Origin of the sequence: Spongorhabdus nitratireducens, from assembly GCA_947387575.1 — a bacterium.
Classification (GTDB): Bacteria; Pseudomonadota; Gammaproteobacteria; order Pseudomonadales; family Endozoicomonadaceae; genus CANDOC01.
Genome location: CANDOC010000005.1, coordinates 362,681 through 384,941 on the forward strand (window position 1 = coordinate 362,681; position 22,261 = coordinate 384,941).

At 51.7% G+C, this 22,261-nt stretch carries 18 protein-coding genes; 12 read left to right on the forward strand and 6 right to left on the reverse strand.

All coding sequences use genetic code 11. The features are described from left to right. Nucleotides 1-197: 197 nt before the first annotated feature. The 4 genes from lon to ACYZZ0_RS11825 all read left to right on the forward strand — a co-directional run bounded on the left by lon (nucleotide 198) and on the right by ACYZZ0_RS11825 (nucleotide 6,309). Nucleotides 198-2,636 (forward strand): endopeptidase La, encoded by a 2,439-nt coding sequence (gene lon / locus ACYZZ0_RS11810; protein WP_461536826.1) that lies wholly within the window; start codon nucleotides 198-200, stop codon nucleotides 2,634-2,636. A gap of 317 nt (nucleotides 2,637-2,953) precedes the next feature. Beyond that, nucleotides 2,954-3,229, forward strand: a complete 276-nt coding sequence (locus ACYZZ0_RS11815; protein WP_461536827.1) for an HU family DNA-binding protein — start codon at nucleotides 2,954-2,956, stop codon at nucleotides 3,227-3,229. A 207-nt stretch (nucleotides 3,230-3,436) separates the two neighbouring features. Continuing rightward, nucleotides 3,437-5,323 carry a SurA N-terminal domain-containing protein gene (locus ACYZZ0_RS11820; protein ID WP_461536828.1) on the forward strand — a complete coding sequence of 629 codons (1,887 nt, stop codon included), beginning with the start codon at nucleotides 3,437-3,439 and terminating at the stop codon, nucleotides 5,321-5,323. A 119-nt stretch (nucleotides 5,324-5,442) separates the two neighbouring features. Next, complete coding sequence (locus ACYZZ0_RS11825; protein ID WP_461536829.1) at nucleotides 5,443-6,309, forward strand: UbiA family prenyltransferase; 867 nt, start codon at nucleotides 5,443-5,445, stop codon at nucleotides 6,307-6,309. 93 nt (nucleotides 6,310-6,402) lie between these two features. Here ACYZZ0_RS11825 and ACYZZ0_RS11830 read toward each other — a convergent pair whose 3' ends face one another. The 6 genes from ACYZZ0_RS11830 to thiM all read right to left on the reverse strand — a co-directional run bounded on the left by ACYZZ0_RS11830 (nucleotide 6,403) and on the right by thiM (nucleotide 12,083). After that, nucleotides 6,403-7,266: an ABC transporter permease gene (locus ACYZZ0_RS11830; protein WP_461536830.1), complete on the reverse strand. Its 864-nt coding sequence runs from the start codon at nucleotides 7,264-7,266 to the stop codon at nucleotides 6,403-6,405. 3 nt (nucleotides 7,267-7,269) lie between these two features. After that, nucleotides 7,270-8,136: an ABC transporter permease gene (locus ACYZZ0_RS11835; RefSeq protein ID WP_461536831.1), complete on the reverse strand. Its 867-nt coding sequence runs from the start codon at nucleotides 8,134-8,136 to the stop codon at nucleotides 7,270-7,272. Beyond that, the gene (locus ACYZZ0_RS11840) at nucleotides 8,133-9,248 is read right to left on the reverse strand and encodes an ABC transporter ATP-binding protein (RefSeq protein ID WP_461536832.1); all 1,116 of its coding nucleotides are present in this window, start codon (nucleotides 9,246-9,248) and stop codon (nucleotides 8,133-8,135) included. The genes ACYZZ0_RS11835 and ACYZZ0_RS11840 overlap by 4 nt, the downstream gene beginning before the upstream one ends. Before the next feature lie 77 nt (nucleotides 9,249-9,325). Continuing rightward, entirely contained in the window at nucleotides 9,326-10,393 is a 1,068-nt protein-coding gene (locus ACYZZ0_RS11845) for an extracellular solute-binding protein (RefSeq protein ID WP_461536833.1), read from the reverse strand. Nucleotides 10,394-10,725: 332 nt separating this feature from the next. Next, nucleotides 10,726-11,235, reverse strand: coding sequence for a ubiquinone anaerobic biosynthesis accessory factor UbiT (gene ubiT / locus ACYZZ0_RS11850; RefSeq protein ID WP_461536834.1), 510 nt, complete (start codon nucleotides 11,233-11,235; stop codon nucleotides 10,726-10,728). A gap of 23 nt (nucleotides 11,236-11,258) precedes the next feature. Next, nucleotides 11,259-12,083, reverse strand: coding sequence for a hydroxyethylthiazole kinase (thiM, locus tag ACYZZ0_RS11855; RefSeq protein WP_461536835.1), 825 nt, complete (start codon nucleotides 12,081-12,083; stop codon nucleotides 11,259-11,261). Between the two features lie 368 nt (nucleotides 12,084-12,451). On the opposite strand from thiM, the gene ACYZZ0_RS11860 reads away from it, so the two are divergent. From ACYZZ0_RS11860 to ACYZZ0_RS11895, 8 genes are all read left to right on the forward strand, one after another. After that, nucleotides 12,452-14,218, forward strand: a complete 1,767-nt coding sequence (locus ACYZZ0_RS11860) for a dipeptide ABC transporter ATP-binding protein (protein WP_461536836.1) — start codon at nucleotides 12,452-12,454, stop codon at nucleotides 14,216-14,218. 147 nt (nucleotides 14,219-14,365) lie between these two features. Next, nucleotides 14,366-15,925 (forward strand): ABC transporter substrate-binding protein, encoded by a 1,560-nt coding sequence (locus ACYZZ0_RS11865; RefSeq protein WP_461536837.1) that lies wholly within the window; start codon nucleotides 14,366-14,368, stop codon nucleotides 15,923-15,925. Nucleotides 15,926-16,223: 298 nt separating this feature from the next. After that, nucleotides 16,224-17,204, forward strand: a complete 981-nt coding sequence (locus ACYZZ0_RS11870) for an ABC transporter permease (protein ID WP_461536838.1) — start codon at nucleotides 16,224-16,226, stop codon at nucleotides 17,202-17,204. A gap of 12 nt (nucleotides 17,205-17,216) precedes the next feature. After that, entirely contained in the window at nucleotides 17,217-18,164 is a 948-nt protein-coding gene (locus ACYZZ0_RS11875; RefSeq protein ID WP_461536839.1) for an ABC transporter permease, read from the forward strand. Nucleotides 18,165-18,408: 244 nt separating this feature from the next. Beyond that, on the forward strand, nucleotides 18,409-18,960 hold the full coding sequence (locus ACYZZ0_RS11880) for an SAM-dependent methyltransferase (protein ID WP_461536840.1): 552 nt from the start codon (nucleotides 18,409-18,411) through the stop codon (nucleotides 18,958-18,960). A gap of 100 nt (nucleotides 18,961-19,060) precedes the next feature. Beyond that, complete coding sequence (locus tag ACYZZ0_RS11885; RefSeq protein WP_461536841.1) at nucleotides 19,061-20,119, forward strand: malate dehydrogenase; 1,059 nt, start codon at nucleotides 19,061-19,063, stop codon at nucleotides 20,117-20,119. Nucleotides 20,120-20,326: 207 nt separating this feature from the next. Continuing rightward, nucleotides 20,327-20,890: a menaquinone-dependent protoporphyrinogen IX dehydrogenase gene (hemG, locus tag ACYZZ0_RS11890; RefSeq protein WP_461536842.1), complete on the forward strand. Its 564-nt coding sequence runs from the start codon at nucleotides 20,327-20,329 to the stop codon at nucleotides 20,888-20,890. Between the two features lie 352 nt (nucleotides 20,891-21,242). Continuing rightward, on the forward strand, nucleotides 21,243-22,091 hold the full coding sequence (locus ACYZZ0_RS11895) for a M23 family metallopeptidase (RefSeq protein WP_461536843.1): 849 nt from the start codon (nucleotides 21,243-21,245) through the stop codon (nucleotides 22,089-22,091). Nucleotides 22,092-22,261: the final 170 nt, after the last annotated feature.

A 22,261-nucleotide genomic window follows, 5' to 3' on the forward strand; every position in this document is an offset into this window, starting at 1 on the left:
GCCGGCAGATTTCATCACCAGGCTTTTATACAAGGGGGCCTTTTATGGCCCCCTTTTTTTCAAAAAGACAAACCCTGAGTACCCAACGTAACTGAACCTTTTGTGTCAACAGAATGCGCCGGATAGCTGTGTACTTGTTTTTCGCCGGTGCTTCAGACCAATAGCCAGAAAACTGTTTAAGCAGGGGGTGATTTATCATGGATATAAAGAAAGCAGGCCTGACGCCTGAGCAAATTGATTTGCCACTGCTGCCTTTGCGGGATGTAGTGGTCTATCCCCATATGGTGCTGCCCCTGTTTGTGGGGCGGGAGAAATCCATTCAAGCCCTGCAGGCCGCGCTGAAAGAAGGCAAGCGTATCCTGCTGGTGACCCAGCGTAATGCTCAGGATGACGACCCCGGTGCAGCCGAGCTGTATGAAGTGGGAACGGAAGTTGCGATTCTGCAACTGCTTAAATTGCCTGACGGCACAGTCAAGGTACTGGTAGAAGGCCAGAGCCGGGTTAAATTTACCCGTATTTACGAGCACGATGATTATGTACGTGCCGAGGCGGGTTTGCTGCCGACTATCGGGATTCAGTCAGAAGAAGAGGCGCTCGTCACTTCGCTGATGTCCCAGTTTGAAAACTATGTCGAAACCAGCAAGAAAATCCCGCCTGAAGTTGTCTCCTCGGTTTCCGAAATTGAAGATCCGGAACGACTGGTTGATACCATTGCCGCTCATCTCGGAGTAAGGGTCGAAGACAAGCAGAAGCTGCTTGAGCTGGATGATCTGACCGAGCGGCTGGAACATCTGCTGGGGCTGATGGCCAGCGACCTGGATCTGTTGCAGGTCGAAAAGCGTATCCGTGGCCGGGTCAAGAAGCAGATGGAGCGCAGCCAGCGCGAGTACTATCTGAATGAGCAGATGAAGGCCATTCAGAAAGAACTGGGCGATATGGAAGAAGCGCCCGGTGAGCTGGATGCACTGCAGGCCAAGATCGATGAAGCGGGTATGACCGAAGAGGCCCGGGACAAAGCCCAGGCCGAGCTGAACAAGCTGAAATCCATGTCTCCGATGTCAGCCGAAGCCACAGTTGTCCGCGGTTATATCGACTGGATGATCAGTGTGCCGTGGAAAGAGCGCAGCAAGGTCAGACACGACCTGAAGCGTGCCGACAAGGTGCTGGAAGAAGATCACTACGGCCTGTCTGAAGTCAAAGACCGGATTCTGGAATACCTTGCTGTTCAGAAGCGGGTACGCAAGCTGAAAGGCCCGGTGCTGTGTCTGGTTGGACCTCCGGGGGTTGGTAAAACTTCTCTGGGACAATCCATTGCCCGTGCAACCAATCGCAAGTATGTGCGAATGGCACTGGGTGGTGTTCGGGATGAAGCTGAAATACGCGGCCACCGTCGTACCTATATCGGTTCCATGCCGGGCAAACTGATTCAGAAAATGTCCCGTGCCGCAGTGCGCAACCCGCTGTTCCTGCTGGATGAAATCGACAAGATGGGTTCCGATATGCGTGGTGATCCGGCATCCGCACTGCTGGAAGTACTGGACCCGGAGCAGAACAGCAGCTTCAGCGACCACTATCTGGAAGTGGATTATGACTTGTCAGATGTGATGTTTGTCTGCACGTCCAACTCCATGAATATTCCGGCGCCACTGCTGGACCGGATGGAAGTGATTCGAATCCCGGGATACACTGAAGACGAAAAACTGAATATTGCTATCCGTTACCTGATCCCGAAGCAGATGAAGAGCTGCGGCCTGAAGAAGGATGAGGTAAAGGTTCAGGACGATGCGGTAATGGATATTATTCGTTACTACACCCGTGAAGCCGGTGTCCGTAGCCTCGAGCGTGAGATCGCCAAGGTTTGCCGTAAGGTTGTCAAGGAACATGCACTGGACAAGGTTGAGCACAAGGGTGCGATCACTCCTGAGCTGCTCGAGCATTATCTTGGCGTGCGCAAGTACAAGTATGGTCTGGCGGAAGAGCAGGACCAGGTAGGTCAGGTGACCGGTCTGGCCTGGACCGAGGTCGGTGGTGAGCTGCTGGTGATTGAGGCTGCTGCAGTACCAGGCAAGGGTCGTCATACCACCACCGGTTCGCTGGGTGATGTAATGAAAGAATCCATCCAGGCCGCGCTGACAGTTGTCCGTAGTCGTGCAGATAGTCTCGGTATTACGGCAGATTTCCATGAGAAACAGGATCTGCACATTCACGTGCCGGAAGGTGCAACACCCAAAGATGGCCCGAGTGCCGGTATCGGTATGTGCACCGCCATGGTTTCTGTTCTGACAGGCATTCCTGTGCGCTCGACTGTGGCGATGACCGGGGAAATTACCCTGCGTGGGCAAGTGCTGGCGATTGGTGGCCTGAAAGAGAAGCTGCTGGCTGCGCATCGCGGTGGCATCGAGACAGTTATTATTCCTCAGGAAAATGTCCGCGACTTGAAAGAAATTCCTGACAACATCAAGGAAGATCTGGATATCAAGCCGGTGCAGTGGATTGATGAAGTGCTGGAAATTGCTCTGAGTTACCAGCCTGAACCAGTGGATAGTGATACAAAAGTCACAATTAAGAAAAAAACCACTGGCGAAGCACACGAGCAAAATCAGGACGAAAGTGCTGAAAGAGTCAGCACACATTGATAAAATGCCCGCAAACCCACGGTTTTTCTGGGATTGCGGGCTTGTTCAGCTTGACAGTGTTTTCGGGTGGCTGGTATAAATTCGATTCGCTCTACTGCATTCCTTATTGCGCAGCTGTTAAGAGTTTTCAGATCTTTACCTATATCTGTAAACCCAAGACTGATGTCGTTGTGCCGGTTTGTATGGAATACCTGAGCAAACCTTTTCCAGCGTACAGACCCTTGGCTGTCAAAGTAAGCAAAGCACCTGACGCTTGTTGTTATTAACCACTGTTTTGGTGACAGGTAGCAAGAAGCATTCACATTAAGGGGATTAAAGTGAACAAATCTGAACTGATTGATGCAATTGCAGAATCTGCTGATCTGCCGAAAGCCGCTGCTGGCCGCGCACTGGATGCCGTTATTGAAAACGTCAGCGGTGCCCTGAAGAACGGCGAACAGGTTGTTCTGGTTGGTTTCGGTACTTTCTCTGTTAAAGATCGTGCTGCCCGTACCGGTCGTAACCCGCAGACTGGTGAGCCGATTGAAATTGCTGCTGCTAAAATCCCAAGCTTCAAGGCCGGTAAAGCCCTGAAGGATGCGGTAAACAGCTAATTCATGATCCGGGGTAGTCTGGCGACTGCTGAACAAACTCCGTTCATAGCGGGATTGTAACTGGCAGAGCCGGATTATCTCAGAAAGCGCATCTCAGGGTGCGCTTTTTTATTGTCGGAAGTTTATATATCGCATTTTATATGCAGTCTCCGTTAATCTTGTAATACTGTATGGATAACGTAGCGCAGACGTAGCTGAGGTTAATATATGCTGCAAACCATGAGGGAAAATGCACAGGGCTGGATCGCCAAGGTCGTCGTTGCCGTGATCGCATTTACTTTTGCCATTTTCGGTCTTGAGTCTCTGGCTCCCAATCCGGGCAACCCGACAGTTGCTTCCGTCAACGGTGACGATATCACCGAACAGCAGCTGTACCAGGCCATGGAGCAGCAGCGGCGCATGATGCAGCAGCGTTTTGGGGCGAACTTTGATCCGTCTTCTCTGGACGAAGCGATGCTGCGCCAGGCTGCACTGGATCAGCTTATCACCCGTACCCTGCTGACCCAGAGTATTACCGACGCCGGACTGGAAGTTTCCCAGGAATCCCTGGATAACCAGATCCGTAACACGCCGGTATTCCAGAATAATGGCCAGTTTGATCCGGACCGTTTCCAGGCAATGGTGCGTGGCGCCGGCATGACACCGCTTCAGTATCGTGCAGCCCTGAGAGAAGATCAGCTGGTAAATCAGCAGATGAGTGGTATCTCCGGTTCCGAGTTTGTGACTCAGGCAGAACTGAATACCCTGCTGAGCCTGCAGAACCAGAAACGTGATATTGCCTGGCTGACCCTGAACTTCGACAAGGCCCAGGCGGCTATCGAGGTTTCTGAAGAAGACGCCCGTCAATACTATGATGCGCGCAAGGAACAGTTCATGACACCGGAAACTGTTTCTGTCAGCTACATCGAGCTGAACCGTGAAGCTCTGCGTGACCAGGTTGATATCGATGAGAACGATGTCGAGCAGCGTTATCAGGCAATGGTTGCCGAGCTGGAAGCAGAACGTCTGCCTCAGGCTGCTATCGTGCTGGTTGAAACCAATGACGACCGTGATGAAAGTGCTGCCAAAGCCCGCGCTGACGAAGCCTATGCCAAGCTGCAGGCCGGTGATGACTTTGCAGCTGTAGCCATGGAATTTTCCGATGATGCTGCGTCTTCTACTGAAGGTGGCAACATTGGTGCGGTTGAAGAAGGTTTCTTCGGTGCTGCATTTGACGAAGCGCTGAGCGCACTGAAACCGGGTGAATTTTCCCAGCCGGTCAAGACCGAGTTCGGTTACCAGATTATTCGTCTGAACGGTTATGAATCCCAGAATATTCCGGCCTATGATGATGTCCGTGACGAGCTGGTGCAGGAAATTCAGGACAGCGAACTGGCGGGCCTGTTTGTAGAAAAGTCCCAGAAACTGGCAGATATCAGCTTCGAAGCAGCTGACCTGCAACAACCGGCTGAAGAGCTGGGTCTGACGATTCAGAAGACTGACCTGTTTGGCCGTAATGGTGGGGCTGAAGGTATTATTGCCAACCAAAAGGTTGTTGATGCAGCATTCTCTGATGATGTGCTGAGCCTGGGTGCCAACAGCGAAATCATCGAGCTGGACCCTGATCACATTATCGTGCTGCGTACTCGTGAGCATAACCAGCCGGAACAGCGTACATTTGAAGATGTACGTGACACTATCTTCGATTTGCAGCGTCGTGATATCGCAGGTGATGCACTGCAGCAGCAGGCCGAAAAACTGCAGCTGGCGCTGGAAAAAGGTGAGAGCCGTGACGCTATCGCTGTCGAAGCTGATGCCGAGTGGACTGCCCTGAGTGGTGCAGAGCGCTTCAGCAACGATGCACCTCAGCAGGTACTGCAGGAAGCCTTCCGTCTGCCGCATCCGCAGCAGAATGGTGCCAGCTACGCTGTAGTTGAGCTGCCATCTTCCGATGTGGCGCTGGTTGCACTGACCAATGTTACTGCCGGTGAGGTTGATGCCGATCAGGCGGACAACACCCGTCTGGCCCGTATCCTGGCTGTCGGTGAAGGACGTAACCTCTATAGCGAACTGCTGCGCGATCTGCGTGCAGAAGCAACTATCAAGATGAAGTGATGAAGTAAGGGACAGGATTTCCGGTAGATTGCAGTGCAGCCTGCCGGGTCTGATAACCTGCTTTTTCGGAAAGGCCGCCGATCCATGATCAGCGGCTTTTTTTGTGATTAACAGAGACTATGAAAATACTGGCTTCTTCTCCGGAAAAATACCGGCTGGGTCGAGCATTACGGCCGTTCTCCTACAGTGTGGCACTGATTGTCTGCGGGCTGGGGGTAGCTCTGGCCTGGGCTCATGATCAGGGTGATATTGCACGCTCGATTGTGGTGGTGCTGACCGGTGTGCTGCTACAGGCCGCGGTTAACCTGTTTAATGATCATGCGGACCTGGATTACTGGCAGCCGCGCAAGGATGATACTGCCCGGCGGGTAGTGACGATGATCAAACTGAATACCCGTATCGCCATAATCTTTACCCTGCTGGGAATGGCGCTGGGTATCTGGCTGGTGACACAAGTAGGTTGGGAACTGTTTGCGCTGGGGCTGTTCGGGATTCTGGGTGGCTATGCCTATACTGGTAAGCCCTTTGAGTACAAGAACCATGGCATGGGTGTGCCGGCGGTGTTTGTCTTTACCGGGGTTCTGATGGTGGCCGGAGCTTACTATGCGGTTGCCAGAGAGTGGCATATTCAGGTGGTGCTACTGGCTGTGCCGGTCAGTCTGCTGTCATCGGCGCTGCTGCTGGCAAACGAGCTGCGTGACTTTAATGATGACAAGCTGGCGGGTATTGGTACTTTAACGGTGAAACTTGGCTGTACGCCGGCCAGAACCATTTATCTTTGCTGCTTGCTGTCGGTTATACCGCTGAGCTTTATGTTTCACTGGATGGATATTTTGCCGGGCTGGTACTGGACTCTGCCCTCACTGCTGGTGTTGGTGCAACCATACAGAAAAGTCATCAGCATGGAACAGTTACAGGAACTGCCACCGATGACCGGACGTTTCTTTATGGTGTTTGGTCTCGGGTTTATTGCGGCGGTATTCTGAGCAGCAGCAAAAAATCAAAATCGGTGACTAGGAAGAGGTTATGTAGTGAAAAACTGCATAACCTCTGAACGAACAATAAAACATCAACAGCTGCTAAGCCTGTCCGGGCTCTTTTCTTTGTACAAAGATGCTGAGTAACGCCAAAGCGCCCGAGGCCAGCATCAATAGCAGTGACACTGCGTTCAAAACAGGTGTCGAACCTTCCCGCATTCGGTCAAACATGGTAATGGTCAGTGGTGCATCACTGCCGACCAGCACCAGAGTGGTGTTGAAGTTTTCGAATGACATCAAGAAAGCGACAATAGCCGAACCTATCAGAGCCGGTTTCAGCCAGGGAAGGGTGATGGTACGAAATACATCGAACCGGCTTGCGCCCAGATTGAGAGCGGCTTCTTCCAGCTGAATATCAAATTTGCGCAATCTGGCAGAAATAACCAGGGTGCAAATGGTACTGATAAAAGCGAACTGACCAAGAATAACCATGGTCAGGCCGGGGCGCAGAAACTCAAGTTCAATACCATGGTTATCTTCCAGGCCATTGGCCACATTACTGCCGAAAGCCAGAATCGAAATACCCAGAATAACACCGGGAATTACCAGTGGAATCAACATCAGGCTGTACAAAAAGGATTTGCCACGGAAGTTCTGCCGTTCAAACAGAAAGGCATTGGACAGTGCCAGCAGTACTGACAGTATTGCCACACAGGCTGCTACCAGAATACTGGTGCCCAGACTCTCCATGATCTTGTCGTCATGGAACAAGCCCTGACGCTCGACATTGTCAGCAAAAAACCAGTCCAGTGTGAATCCCTGCCAGGGCAGGGAAGGGAACAGACTGTCGTTAAAGGAGAAGGCCGCAACGACGACCAGAGGTGCCATCAGGAATACAAAGAATATGGAAATATAGGCTTTGTAGGTGCGCTGAAAAGCGCGGCTCTGGGGAATGGATGCAATCATGTATTATCTCCCCACGGTTTCACTGAATGACTGGCGACTGAGTTTCAGCCCAAGCCAGACCATTAGGGATGAAAGTGTCAGCAACAGAATGCCGAATGCCGAGCCCTGTTCCCAATTAAAGCGGGTAATAAACTGGGTGAAAATCTGTTCGGTAAACCAGAGGCTGTCTTTACCTCCCAGCAGGGTAGGAGTCAGATAATTACCCAGCGTCAGCATAAACACTACAATGCAGCCGGAAACAATGCCGGGCATGGCATAGGGTATAACGACTTCCTTCAGGGCGTTCCAGCCATTTCCACCCAGGTCATAGGCGGCTTCGACCATGCTGTCATCCAGCCCTTCCAGCGTGCTGACCAGCGGTACAACCATAAACAGCATGGAGGTATAAACCAGACCGACCATAACCGTTACATCGTTGTACAAAAGCTCAACCGGGCCATCCACGACACCGATAAACTGCAGCAAGTTGCTGACAATGCCTGTTTCCCGCAGCAAAATCATCCAGCCATAAGTGCGCACCAGCTCACTGACCCAAAATGGAATCAGGCAAGCCAGGAACAGCACGCTTTTGGAACGACCGCGGGCCACTTTGGCAATATACCAGGCCACTGGAAAAGCGATGACCAGCGTAATCCCGGTTGTCAGCACTGACATCACTGCAGTTCGCAAAAAAGTGAGCCAGTACAGGGGTTCGGAAAAAAACTCCTGATAGCTTGCGAGGCTGAATTTATAAACGCCGTAACTGACCCGCTCTCTCAGGGATATATTCAGAATTTCCAGATGAGGCAGGAGGATGAGTAAAAACAGATAAAGTAACAGCGGCGTCAGCAATAAAAATAACGCCAGCCGTTTGCCGGTCAGCGTCCTCATGCTTCGCCCCTTTCATTTGTATCTAGAAAAACATGGCTCTGGTCGGCTTTCCAGCTCAGGAACAGCGTATCGCCCTTGTTGATATCTGAAAACTCACTGGTTTGCGGATGTACCACCTGAATCTCGGAGCCGGATGATGTTTCACGAATAAGCAGGCGACTGTTGCCGCCATCAAACAGAATGTTTTCGACCTGACCGGTCATGCTGTTATCAGTACTCTGTTGTGGCTCCCTGCTTAAATGGATCATTTCAGGGCGTACAAAGAGCTCTACTTTTTGTCCTGATGCCAGGTTGAGATCCACTCGTTCAGAGGCATGAAGATGTTGTCCACATTCTGTTTTCACCTCAACGATATTCCCGGCTCGACTGACAACGGTTCCCGAGAAGCGGTTACTTTCCCCGACAAAGCCCGCCACAAAAGCTGTGGAAGGGTTGTAGTAAAGATCCTGTGGAGAACCGACCTGCTCAAATCGACCGCTATTCATTACCGCAACATTGTCGGACATCACCATGGCTTCAGACTGGTCATGGGTGATGTAGATAAAGGTGGTTCCGAACGCCTGTTGCAGCTTTTTCAGCTCCACTTTCATATGTTCACGGAGCTTGAGGTCCAGTGCACCCAGCGGTTCGTCGAGCAGCAAGACATCAGGTTCAAGCACAAGACATCTGGCAATGGCTATACGTTGCTTCTGGCCACCAGAAAGCTGACTGATAGCGCGATCACCTACGCCGGGAAGCCCTACACGTTCCAGTGCATCTGCAACTTTGCGTTTGATTTCGGCAGGTTTCTCTTTTCGCCGCCGGAGTCCGTAAGCGATGTTTTCCGCTACGGTCATCATGGGAAACAGGGCAAGGTGCTGGAAGACCATGTTCACCGGGCGCTTGTTGGGAGGAATACCCAGCATGGAGCGACCTTTGATTGTTATATCTCCTGAGCTGGGCTCAAGGAACCCGGCCAGCATTCGGAGCAGGGTGGTTTTGCCGCAACCGGAAGGGCCCAGAATAGAAAAGAATGAACCGCGGGGAATCTCGAAACTGACATCCCGAACAGCTATAAAATCATCAAAGGTTTTATTGATATTGCGGCAACTGAGATCAATCTCACTGGTCATGAATACTTCCTACATGAGAACAGGAACGCAGGCAGCGGTTAATTGAATAAACGCTGCCTGAAAGGACAGGGGCGGATTTACTGGGCGGCTTTAATACGGTCCAGTACCTTGCCTTCGATTGTTTCCAGTCCTGCAGGAACCGGCGGGTACCACTTGATATTATCCAGCGCAGCTTGGTTAAAGCTGGCTTTGTAGCTCTTGCTCAGACCTTCTTCCACAAAGGCATCTGCACCGGCCGATGCAGTGAACTGACCGGCTGAAGCTGTAATCAGTGCGGCAATTTCAGGGCGGTTGACAAAGTTGATCCACTTGTAGGCGGCATCGTCATTTTTACCCTTGGCAGGGAGAACAAAGGTGTCGATCCATCCCAGTGCGCCACTTTTCGGTGCCACAAAGTTAATATCCTTGTCTTCCTTGTTCAGTTTCCAGCCGCCGGCATCCCAACCCATGGCGAGGGTTACTTCACCACTGCGCAACAGGTTGATCAGGGCATCACCACCGCTCCAGTAAGCTTTGACATTGTCCTTGCAGGAGATAAGGCGATCCTGAACCTTTTCCAGGATTTGCTCGTATTTGGCCGGATCACCGTAGGCTGCAAACGGGTCTTCACCCATATCAAACGCAAATGCGATCAGTGTCGGGCGCTTCAGGCGGTATGAAACCTTGCCCTTATAATCATCGGAGCAGAGATCGGCAAAGCTGTACTGGGTTTTGCCGGATGCTGTGTTGGCAATCAGACCGCTGGTTCCCCAGACGTGAGGGACACCATAAGGCTTGCCGTTGACTGAAGTGCTTTCCTGAGTGGATTTCAGCATCGACTGGATATACAGGGATTGATCCAGTTTGCTTATATCGATGGGTTTGTAGATACGAAACTCTTGCTGGGCACTTGCGACACGGTCCTGACTGGGCTGAGCCAGATCAAAACCGGCACCACGGGTTGCCCGCAACTTGGAGATCATATCTTCGTTATTTGACAGGGTAACTTTTACCTCTATGCCGGTTTCTTTCTCAAACATGTCAACGACTTGCTGCGGGGCATAGCCGCCCCAGGTCAGCAGACGCAACTCTTCAGCCTGCGCTGAAACACTGAAAGCCAGTCCTGCGGCGATGGCAGCAGATGTTACTTTGGTTGATAATTTCATGTTTCCCCCGGGCCCTAATCTTTTTTATGGTCACATTGCTCGTTGGCATGAGGCATGCTGCTTACGTTATATGACGCTTTTATGACGGAGTGCTTTAGTTATTATTTTTGCCGCTTGAATTTGTCACGGCTTTGCAAAATTAACATAGAAGGGCGGTATCGTATATGCTCGCCGGTGCCTCAGTGATGGTCGGTTAGTTACAGCGATGCAAGCACTGCCATAAATAAGTTTTCAAAGGGGATGTTTTATGGAAAGTAAAGCAGTTGAAACAAGTCTGAGGCCTCTCTTCTGGTAATAGTATTCATACCAGAAGAAAGACCCCCAGTCAGAAGTTACTGAGAAGAGGCAGCACTTTGTACTTTAGATTGATAGAGCGGGTTTTTTAGCACCATTCTGACAATATATGGCAGCTGTTCGATATCCAGACTGTCGAGCAGGTTCTTGATACCGAGTCCCAACTCAACACTGCCTTCAATAGACAGCTGGCGCTGGAAAAACAGCGTGTCAGGATCTTCTTGGCGGGTTGCGAGTTTGACAAAGGCATCCACATTACCACGCATGGTAACATCGGCTTCCGCGCCCGGTGGCTCGATAACCAGTCTCTCATCTACGCAGGTGATAGCAACACCCTGGGCCACATCGGTCATTTCGATCTGAACCCACTGGCCTTCGAGAAAATCAAAGTCACCGTCCTTCAGTGGCTGTTTCAGTAGCTTGTTCAGTGCCAGCTCCAGTGGCCGGGATTTAAGTTCAAATGGCACCAGTCGCAGCGGTTGCATCAAGTGGGCCAGCTTTGGCTGGGGTAACCGCTTGAGAGTCTCTTTCAATAGTGTTGGTGTCATAGTCTTTATCCTTAAAGCAGGGCTTACTCAGAGAGGTTCTGGCATTCAATCACCAGGTGCTGCTCAATATCCTCAGCAGTCAGGGTATAAAGTCTGTCCAGCATCTTCAGCTGCAGACTGCCGGGTCCGGCAGACTCTTCAGCAGCCAGTTGTCCGGCAATACCGAATACTGCCAGTGATGCGACTGCCGCCAGCCACGGATCCTGCTCAATGGCCAGGAAAGCACCGGTAATGGCTGTAGACTGACAACCGGTGCCGGTCACTGCAGCCATCATTGGATGACCGTTGCTCAGCTTGGCCAGACGCTGTCCGTCAGTGACATAGTCATGGCGGCCGGTAACGGCGAACACCGTCTGCAGGTTACGAGCGGCCCGGTGTAATACCGGCAGGACTTCATCAGAAGAGTCGTTGCTGTCGACACCGGAACCACCACGCTGATGCAGGGCAATGGCAATGGCTTCGGAAGCATTGCAGCGAATAACCGCAGGTCGGAGATCAAGCAGACGGTTGGTCACATCGAGCCGGAACTGGGTTGCACCCGCACCGACCGGATCCAGTGCCCAGGGCTTGTTGCTGTCGCGGGCGATACGAGCAGCAGTGAGCTTGGAGGCAACAGTCACATTGTCCAGAGTGCCGATATTGATTACGGTGCTGCTGACAGCCATGCCCAGTTCTTCCAGCTCTTCCGGAGCGTGGGACATGATAGGGGAGGCACCGATGGCAAGCAGGGCATTGGCGGAAACATTCATAACAACCTGATTGGTCAGGTTGTGCACCAGCGGCTTGTGATCCCGCAGCTTTTGCAGAACGGAAGCGATCTCTGATGCAGTGAACTGTGCAGTTGTCATGGCGATTTTATGGTTCTCTGAATTTGCCTCAGTCTAGCATCCGGTTACAGCGATTTACTTGATTGAAATCACCGGAGCCAAATCCATTTCGGCGTTTGCACGAGTATGAATCTTCATGCTCATTTTCAAGTCGAACGCACCACTATTTCCAATAGTGAATCTATTGTCAATGGATGGGGTTAGGTGGAAGTACTTATTGCGCAAAAGGGTCGAAATGTTTTGAAAATAAATAGCCTGTATTGTAAATAAGGCGTATGACGTTTGGATGAAGACTAAAACCACAAGTTAAATATTTCATCCAGCCTCATCAGGTAGCCGGTCATGTTGCTGCGTTGCTGAAATATAATGACAAGAATCAGGGGGCTATCTTGAGTAAAGCCACAGGATCTCTGCTGGAGATCAGAAGTCTGTGCATCGAGTTTCCGTCACGGCACGGGGTTGCCACGGCGGTCAGCAATGTTTCTTTCTCGGTTGAGAAAGGCGAGATTGTTGGCCTTGTGGGTGAATCCGGTGCTGGCAAATCTACCATTGGTAATGCCGTTATTGACCTGCTCAGTCCTCCGGGGCGGGTAGCCAGCGGTGATGTACTGCTGGAAGGCGAGAATATTGCCAATCTGCACGGTGAAGCCATTCGCCGTATTCGCGGCCGTCGGATCGGATTTATCTTTCAGGATCCGATGACCTCGCTCAACCCGCTGCTGACCATTGAAACCCAGCTGGTTGAAACCATTCTGGCCACTCTGGGCGGTACCCGTGAAGAGGCACTGAACAAATCGCTGGAACTGATGAAGTCGGTGGGTATTCCCGAGCCTGAACTGCGTCTGAAGCAGTATCCGCACCAGTTTTCCGGTGGTATGCGTCAGCGGGTAGTTATTGCCATTGCGTTGGCAGGCGACCCCGAGCTGATTATTGCCGATGAACCTACTACCGCACTGGATGTTTCGATTCAGGATCAGATTCTGGAACTGATTCGTACCCTCTGTCGTGAACGACAGGTGGGCTGTATTCTGGTAACCCACGATATGGGTGTTATTGCCAATGTCACCGACCGGGTTGCGGTGATGTATAAGGGTAATCTGGTGGAAATGGGCTCCACTCAGCAGATACTGGAACGTCCGCAACACGAATATACCCGCAGTTTGATCAGTGCGGTGCCCCGTACCGACGTCAAACTGAAACGCTTCCCGCGAGTGGAATATATCGAGCAGGTTCAGAGCCGCAGCATCGATGTTAAAAATCACTGGCTGGGTCAGCAGGATGAATCCTTTGCCGCGGAACATAAAGCGGAAAATGGCATTCTTTTGAAAGTGGATGATGTCAATCTGCGGTTCCAGACCCAGTCCGCATTCCTCGAAAAAAATCGCCGCTATGTCAAGGCATCGGACCATGTCAGTTTTGAAGTACGGGAAGGAGAAACCTTTGGTCTGGTGGGTGAATCCGGTTCCGGTAAGTCGACCATTGCCCGGATTATTGCCGGCCTGTATCAGCCGGATAGCGGCAGCATTAATTATGCCGGTACCGACCTGACCAGACTCAGTGACAAGCAGCGTATTCCATTCCGGCGCCAGATTCAGATGGTGTTCCAGAATCCATATTCCAGCCTGAATCCGCGTATGAGCGTGCACGATATTATTGCCGAGCCGATCCGGTTCCATAGCCTGGCGCGTCCGGGACGGGAAACTGATGGTATTGTGGCTGATCTGCTGGATCATGTAGGTCTGGGCGCTGCATCCGGCGTCAAATTCCCCCATGAATTCTCCGGTGGCCAGCGGCAGCGTATTTCCATTGCCCGGGCACTGGCAACCCGGCCCCGGTTCCTGATCTGTGACGAACCCACTTCAGCACTGGATGTTTCGGTTCAGGCCCAGATCCTGAATCTGCTGAAAGACCTGCAGGATGAGCTGGGACTCACCATGATGTTTATCAGTCATGACCTGCCGGTTATTCGCCAGATGTGCGACAGAGTTGGTGTGATGCGCTATGGCAAACTGGTTGAAGTCAATGAAACCGAAACCCTGTATGCCAGTCCGCAGCATGAATATACCCGTGAGTTGCTGTCACTGATGCCGCACCTGGATAACCTGTCCCGTGAAGGGCTGGAAACCGAACCCGAAAGGGAAGTCGCTCTGGCATAACAGCCATTGGGGCTCTAGCGCAGGCCCGTTGAATACTGTATTAGTACCCGGCGGGTTATATCGGGCAAGTGTCCGTTGATAACGAATAACAAGAAGTGAATGACACTTCGGCATTACGACCATTATTACGATAACTAAGGGGTACGTATGAGAAGTCTGATTAAAAAGGGCATCGCAACAGCGGTGATGACTACCTCCCTGGCTTTCGGAGCCCAAGCTGCCAGCCTCAAGGTGGCTTATGATGCCGATCCGGTGTCGCTGGATCCGCACGAGCAGCTGTCGGGCGCTACCCTGCAGATGTCGCATCTGGTGTTTGACCCATTGATCCGCTGGAACAAGGATCACAGTTTTGAGCCCCGTCTGGCTGAAAAATGGCAGCGCGTAGACGACCGTAAAGTACGGTTCCACCTGCGCAAGGGCATCAAGTTCCATTCCGGTAACCCGCTGACTGCAAAAGATGTGAAGTGGACTTTTGAGCGTCTGAAGAGCAGTCCGGACTTCAAGGCGGTATTTGAGCCCTTTACCTACATTGAAGTGCTGGATGATCACACCTTCCTGCTGGTGACCAAAGAAGCCTATCCGTTGACTTTGAATGCCGCGACCTATCTGTTTCCGATGGACAGTGTTTACTATTCCGGCAAGGATGAGAAAGGTCAGCCCAAAGATCAGTTGAAAAAGCACGGTAATACCTTTGCTTCCCGTAATCCTTCCGGTACCGGTCCGTACACTGTCAGCTACCGCCAGCAAGGTGTAAAGGTCGAGTTCCGTCGTAATGAAAATTACTGGGACAAGGAGTCCAAGGGTAACGTCGACATGATTACCCTGACCCCGATTAAAGAGAACCCGACCCGGGTTGCAGCACTGCTGTCCGGTGACGTTGACTTTATCTTCCCGGTACCGCCGACCGACCACAGTCGTATCGAGCGTAACACTGCCACTGATCTGGTTACCCTGCCGGGCACCCGGATTATCCAGCTGCAGCTGAACCAGAACCGTGTTGAAGCCTTCAAGGACAAGCGCGTTCGTCAGGCCGTGGCATATGCCATCAATAACGAAGCCATCGTCAAGCGTATCATGCGCGGTTTTGCGACCGCTGCCGGTCAGCAGGGTCCGGAAGGCTACGACGGTTATGTTGAAGATCTGGCACCGCGCTATGACCTGAAAAAGGCCCGTCAGCTGATGAAGGAAGCTGGTTATGAGAAGGGTTTCCGGATCAGCATGATTGCGCCGAACAACCGTTACATTAACGATGAGAAAATCGCCCAGGCGGTAGCCGGTATGCTGGCCAAGATCAACATTAAAGTTGACCTGAAGACCATGCCGAAAGCCCAGTACTGGCCGGAGTTTGACAAGCGGGTAGCGGATATCCAGATGATCGGCTGGCACTCTGACACCGAAGATTCTGCCAACTTCACCGAGTACCTTGCAGCCTGCCCGGACGAAGAAACCGGTCGTGGTCAGTACAACAGTGGTGGCTACTGTAATCCGAAGGTCGACAAGCTGCTGGCTGATGCCAACAAGGAAACCAACCTGTTGCTGAGAACCAAGCTGCTGCAGGAAGTGGAAGAGATTCTGTATGAAGATGCAGCTTTCATTCCGCTGCACTGGCAGAACCTGGCCTGGGGTGCCAAGAAGGAAGTCAATATTGCCGACGTAGTCAATGTGATGAACTTCCCGTACCTGGGTGACCTGGTAATCGAAGAATAATCGGGGCTGGAAATACCTGATATTCGCCCGGTAATTCGGTAACGAGTTACCGAATTACCGGGCATCAACGAGATAAAGTTTTGCGAAAGCAGTTGTGCAACAGGCAGTTTGCAATAAAACAACTGCAGAGAGTTATCTGTAACCCGCTGGCTGGTGGCATGGATTGAGAACGCTCTTTAGAAGCCGCCTGCAGAATCGATATCTCCCGTCGTGTGCCATGGTTTGCAGTTTTTTACAGAGAAAGGGACCGTCAGGGTGTAGCCCTGACCTTTTAAATAAATAAAACCATAGGTCTGACATGCTGTTATTTCTTGCCCGCCGCCTGATTCAGGGGCTGCTGGTGATGCTGGTCATCAGCTTTATAAGTTTTGCCATCCAGGATAATCTGGGTGATCCGCTGCGTGAAATGGTCGGCCAGTCAGTGTCCGAAGCCGAACGTCAGCAACTGCGTGATGAGCTGGGGCTGAATGATCCGTTCCTGGTGCAATATGGCCGGTTTATGGCCAAAGCCGTTCAGGGAGATCTGGGTACTTCCTACTTCTTTAAAGAACCCGCTCTTGATGTGATTCTGGGCAAATTGCCGGCGACTTTGGAGCTGGTATTTGGTGCCACCTTACTGATTATCGTGTTGTCTATTCCGGCCGGTGTTTACTGTGCCATTCACCCCCAAAGCTGGTTTTCCAAAGCAATACTGGGCTGGAGTATTCTGGGTATCTCGATCCCGGTATTCCTGACCGCGATTCTGCTGATTTATGTATTTTCCATTGAACTGGGCTGGCTGCCATCCTACGGGCGCGGGGAAGTTGATCTGATATTTGGCAGCTGGGAAAGCGGCTTCTTTAACAAGGATGGTCTGCTACATCTGGTTCTGCCCTGCATTTCCCTTGCCAGTATCATGCTGCCATTGTTTATCCGGCTGATCCGGTCGGAGATGGTAGAAGCACTGCATACCGAATATGTGAAGTTTGCCAAGGCCAAAGGCCTGAAACTGACCCGTATCTACTACCTCCACGCCCTGAAAAACACCATGCTGCCGGTCATTACTGTAGGTGGTGTCCAGATCGGAACCATGGTCGCCTATACCATTCTGACTGAGTCTGTCTTCCAGTGGCCCGGTATGGGCTTTATGTTCCTGGAAGCGGTAAACCGGGTTGATGCTCCGCTGATCGTTGCTTACCTGATTGTGGTGGGCGCCATTTTTGTCATTGTAAATACGCTGGTGGATCTGATTTATGGTCTGATCAATCCTACTGTTCGTCTGGCCGGCAAGAGCGCATAAGGAGTGAATGTCATGAATGAAGCTGTAGTTCCTGCGCGCCCTGAAACCCGCTGGCAGCGTATTCGTCAGTCGAATATCTATTACTACTTTTTGCGGGACAAGGTGGCCATGGTGTCCGCCGTAATCCTGCTGCTGATGGTTGCCGGTGCACTGCTGGCTCCGGTGCTGGCACCGCAGAATCCGTACGATATGGCACAGCTCGACATTATGAACTCCGAGCTGCCGCCGGCCTGGTCGGAAGAGGGTGACAGTCAGTTTCTGCTGGGTACGGACGATCAGGGGCGTGATCTGCTGAGTACCATTCTGTACGGCACCCGTATTTCATTAACTATTGGTCTGTTTGCCGTGATACTGCAGGCCTTTCTGGGTATTGTCGTTGGTTTGACTGCCGGTTATTTCGGTGGCCGTATCGATGGCTTCCTGATGCGTCTGGCTGATATTCAGCTGTCGTTCTCTACCATGATGGTTGCCATCATTGTGCTGGCGGTATTTCAGGCGGCATTTGGTATGGAGCTTTACAGCCGAATGGCGATGTTGATGCTGATTCTGGTCATCGGTATTGCCGAATGGCCACAGTATGCTCGTACCATTCGTGCCTCGGTGCTGGCCGAGAAGCAGAAGGAATATGTGGAAGCAACCCGGGTAATGGGTTTTGGTCCCGGTCGGATCATGTTCCGTCATATCCTGCCCAACTGCCTGTCACCGATACTGGTTATCTCCACCGTACAGATTGCCAATGCCATTATCAGTGAAGCGGCGCTGTCGTTCCTCGGGTTGGGTATGCCGCCGTCACAGCCAAGTCTGGGAGCACTGATCTCCAGCGGCTTTGAATATATCTTCTCCGGTACCTGGTGGATTACAGTTATTCCCGGCATTGTACTGGTAGTGCTGGTATTGGTGATGAACCTGTTGGGTGACTGGCTGCGGGATGTTATGAATCCGAAGTTGTATAAAGGCTGAGTTCAAAGCTTAAAGTATCCTGTTTATCAAGAACCCTCTTTGTTCGTTTGATCGGGCAAAGAGGGTTTTCAGTTATAGGTTGATAGGTATTTCTCCCTGCTGGGCTCTGGATTTTCAACGATGGAGAAGGTAATCTGTCCCCCGCCGAACCGGTCTGTTTAGAGTTGTTACTTTTCGAACAGCTAAACCTGATAGTAAAAATTACCGAATAAATGTATCCGGTTCCGGCATGGAAGCCTGCTTTATGGATTTTATCTGGTTGATTGTCGCCACTGCGGTGGCAGTAACCCTGTCAATTATTTTTTATACGCTGAAACTGGGGATTGGCCCTGTGCCGACGGCCCAGCCTGTACGCCATGGTGTTGCTGCGCTGCTGGATTCCGCGCCCGGACTGGATCGAAAGCCGGAAACCGTGCTGGAATTGGGCAGTGGCTGGGGAGGTATGTTACTCTGGCTGGCCTGTCGTTATCCTCAGGCCTGTATTATCGGCTATGAGCGCTCCCTGATTCCCTGGTTTGTTACCTTACTGCGCATTCGTTTCAGTCGCTTGTCCCATCGTGTCCGGGTCGAGCGGAAAGATTTTATGCAGGCGAAACTGCCTGCAGCCGGACTGATCTATTGCTATCTGTATCGTGATGGCATGCGACAACTGGCGGACAAGTTTGAGAAGGCACCGGCAACAGACAGCTGGCTGATTTCTTCTACCTTTGCCTTGCCGGGATTTACCCCAGCAGCAGAACAGCGGTGCGGTGATTTATACCGTACGCCCGTTTATGCCTATCGCCTGGCTTCCTGACAGCTGTCATCGTCAGGAACAGCAGTGAAACCCGGTATGGTTTTTTGTGCTGTCGAACTAACGACAGTGTTGTATTCAGTAGTGACTATAGAGGTTACACATGAGACATCCCGTACGCGTTGCAGTGACCGGAGCCGCCGGCAGCATCAGCTACTCCATGGTTTACCGTATTGCCAGTGGTGAGATGTTCGGTCCTGACCAGCCGGTTATCCTTCAGCTGGTTGAACTGCCGGTTGCCATGAACGCCCTCAAGGGTGTTGCGATGGAGCTGGCTGACGGCGCTTACCCGCTGCTGCACAGCGTTACCCTGCACGACAACGTTCAGGAAGGTTTCGCCGGCGTTCACTACGCTGTTCTGGTAGGTGCCCGTCCTCGTGGCAAGGGCATGGAGCGTCAGGATCTGCTGGAAGCCAACGCAGCAATCTTTGCCGAGCAGGGTAAGGCACTGTCTGACTTCGCTAACCCGGATGTACGCGTACTGGTTGTTGGCAACCCGGCTAACACCAACGCGCTGATCGCAAGCCGTAACGCACCGAACCTGAGCCCGTCCCAGTTCACCGCGATGACCCGTCTGGACCACAACCGTGTTGTTGGTATGGTTGCTGAAAAGCTGGGCGTTAATGCTGGTAGCGTTCGTCGTGCCGCTATCTGGGGTAACCACTCTGCGACTCAGTACCCGGATCTGCATCACGCTGTACTGGACGACGGCAGCTCTGTTATCGATCAGCTGGACGCTGCTGATTACCGCGAGAACCTGATTCCGGCGGTGCAGAAGCGTGGCGCTGCAATCATCGAAGCCCGTGGCCTGTCCAGCGCAGCTTCTGCTTCCCAGGCTGCTATCGATCACATGCGCGACTGGGCGGCTGGTTCCGATCGTCACGACTGGGTCAGCATGGGTATCATCAGTGATGGTTCCTATGGCATTGCCAAGGGTATCTTCTACTCTTTCCCGGTACAGTGTAACTTCGGTGCCTACCGCATTATTCAGGGTCTGGAAATCAACGAAATGTCCCGTGAACTGATGCAGGCTACCGAGAAGGAACTGCTGGAAGAGCGGGCCATGATCGAGCACCTGCTGCCGAAAGAGACTGAAGAAGCACACGACAACTTCTCCTACTCCAGCGAGCCGCACAAGCCTGCTCATCAGGAACTGACCTAAGCTTGCAGATGTTCTGATCAGGTTTTCTCAAATCTGATCAGCTGGCAAGGTAAAGCGTCATGAAGAGTGCCTGCACATTTGGACACTGTTATTTTTAAGTAACGGGTATCCGGGGTGTGCAGGCATTTTCATTGATCTGGATACCATTTTTTTTTCACTCACCGACTCTATAATGCCGGTTTTTTACGTGGTTGGCCGGAACGGGTAATGGCACAGTCTCTCTTATTATATGCATCACATGACGGCCAGACTGCCCGTATCATGTCGAGTATTGCCGCTGAACTTCGGGCAAAAAATATCGAAGTTGACCAGTTGCTGCTCTCTGCCAACGCACCACTGCGTCAGCTGACAGCGGAAGATCTGCTGGAATATTCTTCGGTACTGATCGGCGCACCCATTCGCTATGGTCGCCATATGACGGCAATTCAGCGCTTTGTTGGCGAAAATCATAACTGGTTGAACCAGATCAAGAGTGGTTTCTTTAGCGTTAACCTGACTGCGCGGAAGCCAGAGCGCAACAGTCGGGAAACCAATCCCTATCTCAAACGGATGCTGTCCCAGGTGGGCTGGCAGCCGGATATGGTGGAAGTATTTGCCGGTTCACTGCAGTATTCCCGTTATCCGTTTTATGACCGGCTGATGATTCAGCTGATTATGAAAATGACCGGGGGAAGTACTGATACCTCAAAAGATATTGAGTATACCGACTGGAACAAGGTCAATGATTTTGCAGATCGCTGGGCAAAGTACATTGCACCCTCTGCCCCTTGATCCGCTTCTTTGCAGGAAGATAAAAACTTTGGCTTAGTGATGGTGCAGGGCTTTTCTGTGCCGTCTGCGGGCATCAAATAACATTGGTATCAGCACACTGATACCAAAAGCCACCGGAAATATCAGTGAAATACTGAGAATAATCATATCCATGATGTGCACCTCAGGCAGTTAGTTAAAACAGCTTAAAGGGTTCTGTAAATATAGTTCGTTGCGAAAGCTATTTCGACTGTAATCCTCCTCCCGTACGACCAGATATCAAATATTTCCGGTATTTCAGCCTGTTGCCTTATCTTCATGAGTCCTGCATGTTATTGGCTATCAGATGCCGTTTGATTGCATGGAGGAGTAAGTGAAAAAGTTTATCAAGGGTTGCCTGATGCTGGCCCTTAGTTTTCATATGACACCCACCTTTGCCAGTAAAAGTGACTGTTCGCCACAAGCATTGAGTCAGGGCGGCTTGCTGTTGGCTCATGCACCGGAAGGTGCGGAGATCTTGTACCAGCAAAAGCCGGTGGCAGTCACCGATGAAGGCTTGTTTGTGATCGGCTTCGGGCGTGATGCCGGGTCGGAACAGTCATACCAGATCAAACACGCTGACGGCAAGGTTACCCAATGTGATCTCACTGTGAAGCCGCAGGACTATGATATTCAGCGAATAAACGGCATTGCCAAAAAATATGTCAGCCCGGCAGAGCGCGTCCTGCAGCGGATTCGGGAAGATAACCGCAGTGTGCGTCAGGCTCGGGAAGTAATGACTGATGATGCTCTGTTCCTGCAGGGGATGATCATGCCGGCCAAAGGCCCGATAACCGGTGTGTATGGCAGTCAGCGGGTATTTAATGACAAGCCGCGCCGGCCTCATTTCGGACTCGATATTGCCGGCCCGGTGGGTACTCCCATCATGGCTCCAGCTGACGGTTACATTACTCTGGCCGAGCCGGATATGTACTTTTCCGGTGGGACTCTGGTGATTGATCACGGATTTGGTCTTAGCAGTTCGATGCTGCACTTGAGCAAACTGCTGGTAAAAGCCGGTGATGAAGTAAAGAAAGGGCAGGTAATTGCAGAAATGGGCGCTACCGGAAGGGTTACCGGGCCGCATCTTGATTGGCGAATTAACTGGTTCCAGGTACGACTGGATCCGCAGCAGGTGATGAAGGCGCTGGCTTCGCCATTACCCGCAGCGGCTAAACGTTAAGACATTGGTTGATTATAACGTGGTATGGTTTTCAGGATGGCTCTAGGGAGCGTTCTCAATTAAACATATGACCAGTTCATCACGCAAACTCTTAGGCAAGGCGAACGGTGAAGGGCATGGTGGTTCCATGTTCGAGCCGTTCAACGCGGCATGAGAGCTTGCGTGATGAA

Coding starts and splice junctions, on each gene's coding strand:
- lon (WP_461536826.1), top strand. CDS start 198: ATGGATATAAAGAAAGCAGGCCTGACGCCTGAGCAAATTGATTTGCCA.
- ACYZZ0_RS11820 (WP_461536828.1), top strand. CDS start 3,437: ATGCTGCAAACCATGAGGGAAAATGCACAGGGCTGGATCGCCAAGGTC.
- ACYZZ0_RS11825 (WP_461536829.1), top strand. CDS start 5,443: ATGAAAATACTGGCTTCTTCTCCGGAAAAATACCGGCTGGGTCGAGCA.
- ACYZZ0_RS11830 (WP_461536830.1), bottom strand. CDS start 7,266: ATGATTGCATCCATTCCCCAGAGCCGCGCTTTTCAGCGCACCTACAAA.
- ACYZZ0_RS11835 (WP_461536831.1), bottom strand. CDS start 8,136: ATGAGGACGCTGACCGGCAAACGGCTGGCGTTATTTTTATTGCTGACG.
- ACYZZ0_RS11840 (WP_461536832.1), bottom strand. CDS start 9,248: ATGACCAGTGAGATTGATCTCAGTTGCCGCAATATCAATAAAACCTTT.
- ACYZZ0_RS11845 (WP_461536833.1), bottom strand. CDS start 10,393: ATGAAATTATCAACCAAAGTAACATCTGCTGCCATCGCCGCAGGACTG.
- ubiT (WP_461536834.1), bottom strand. CDS start 11,235: ATGACACCAACACTATTGAAAGAGACTCTCAAGCGGTTACCCCAGCCA.
- thiM (WP_461536835.1), bottom strand. CDS start 12,083: ATGACAACTGCACAGTTCACTGCATCAGAGATCGCTTCCGTTCTGCAA.
- ACYZZ0_RS11865 (WP_461536837.1), top strand. CDS start 14,366: ATGAGAAGTCTGATTAAAAAGGGCATCGCAACAGCGGTGATGACTACC.
- ACYZZ0_RS11870 (WP_461536838.1), top strand. CDS start 16,224: ATGCTGTTATTTCTTGCCCGCCGCCTGATTCAGGGGCTGCTGGTGATG.
- ACYZZ0_RS11875 (WP_461536839.1), top strand. CDS start 17,217: ATGAATGAAGCTGTAGTTCCTGCGCGCCCTGAAACCCGCTGGCAGCGT.
- ACYZZ0_RS11880 (WP_461536840.1), top strand. CDS start 18,409: ATGGATTTTATCTGGTTGATTGTCGCCACTGCGGTGGCAGTAACCCTG.
- ACYZZ0_RS11885 (WP_461536841.1), top strand. CDS start 19,061: ATGAGACATCCCGTACGCGTTGCAGTGACCGGAGCCGCCGGCAGCATC.
- hemG (WP_461536842.1), top strand. CDS start 20,327: ATGGCACAGTCTCTCTTATTATATGCATCACATGACGGCCAGACTGCC.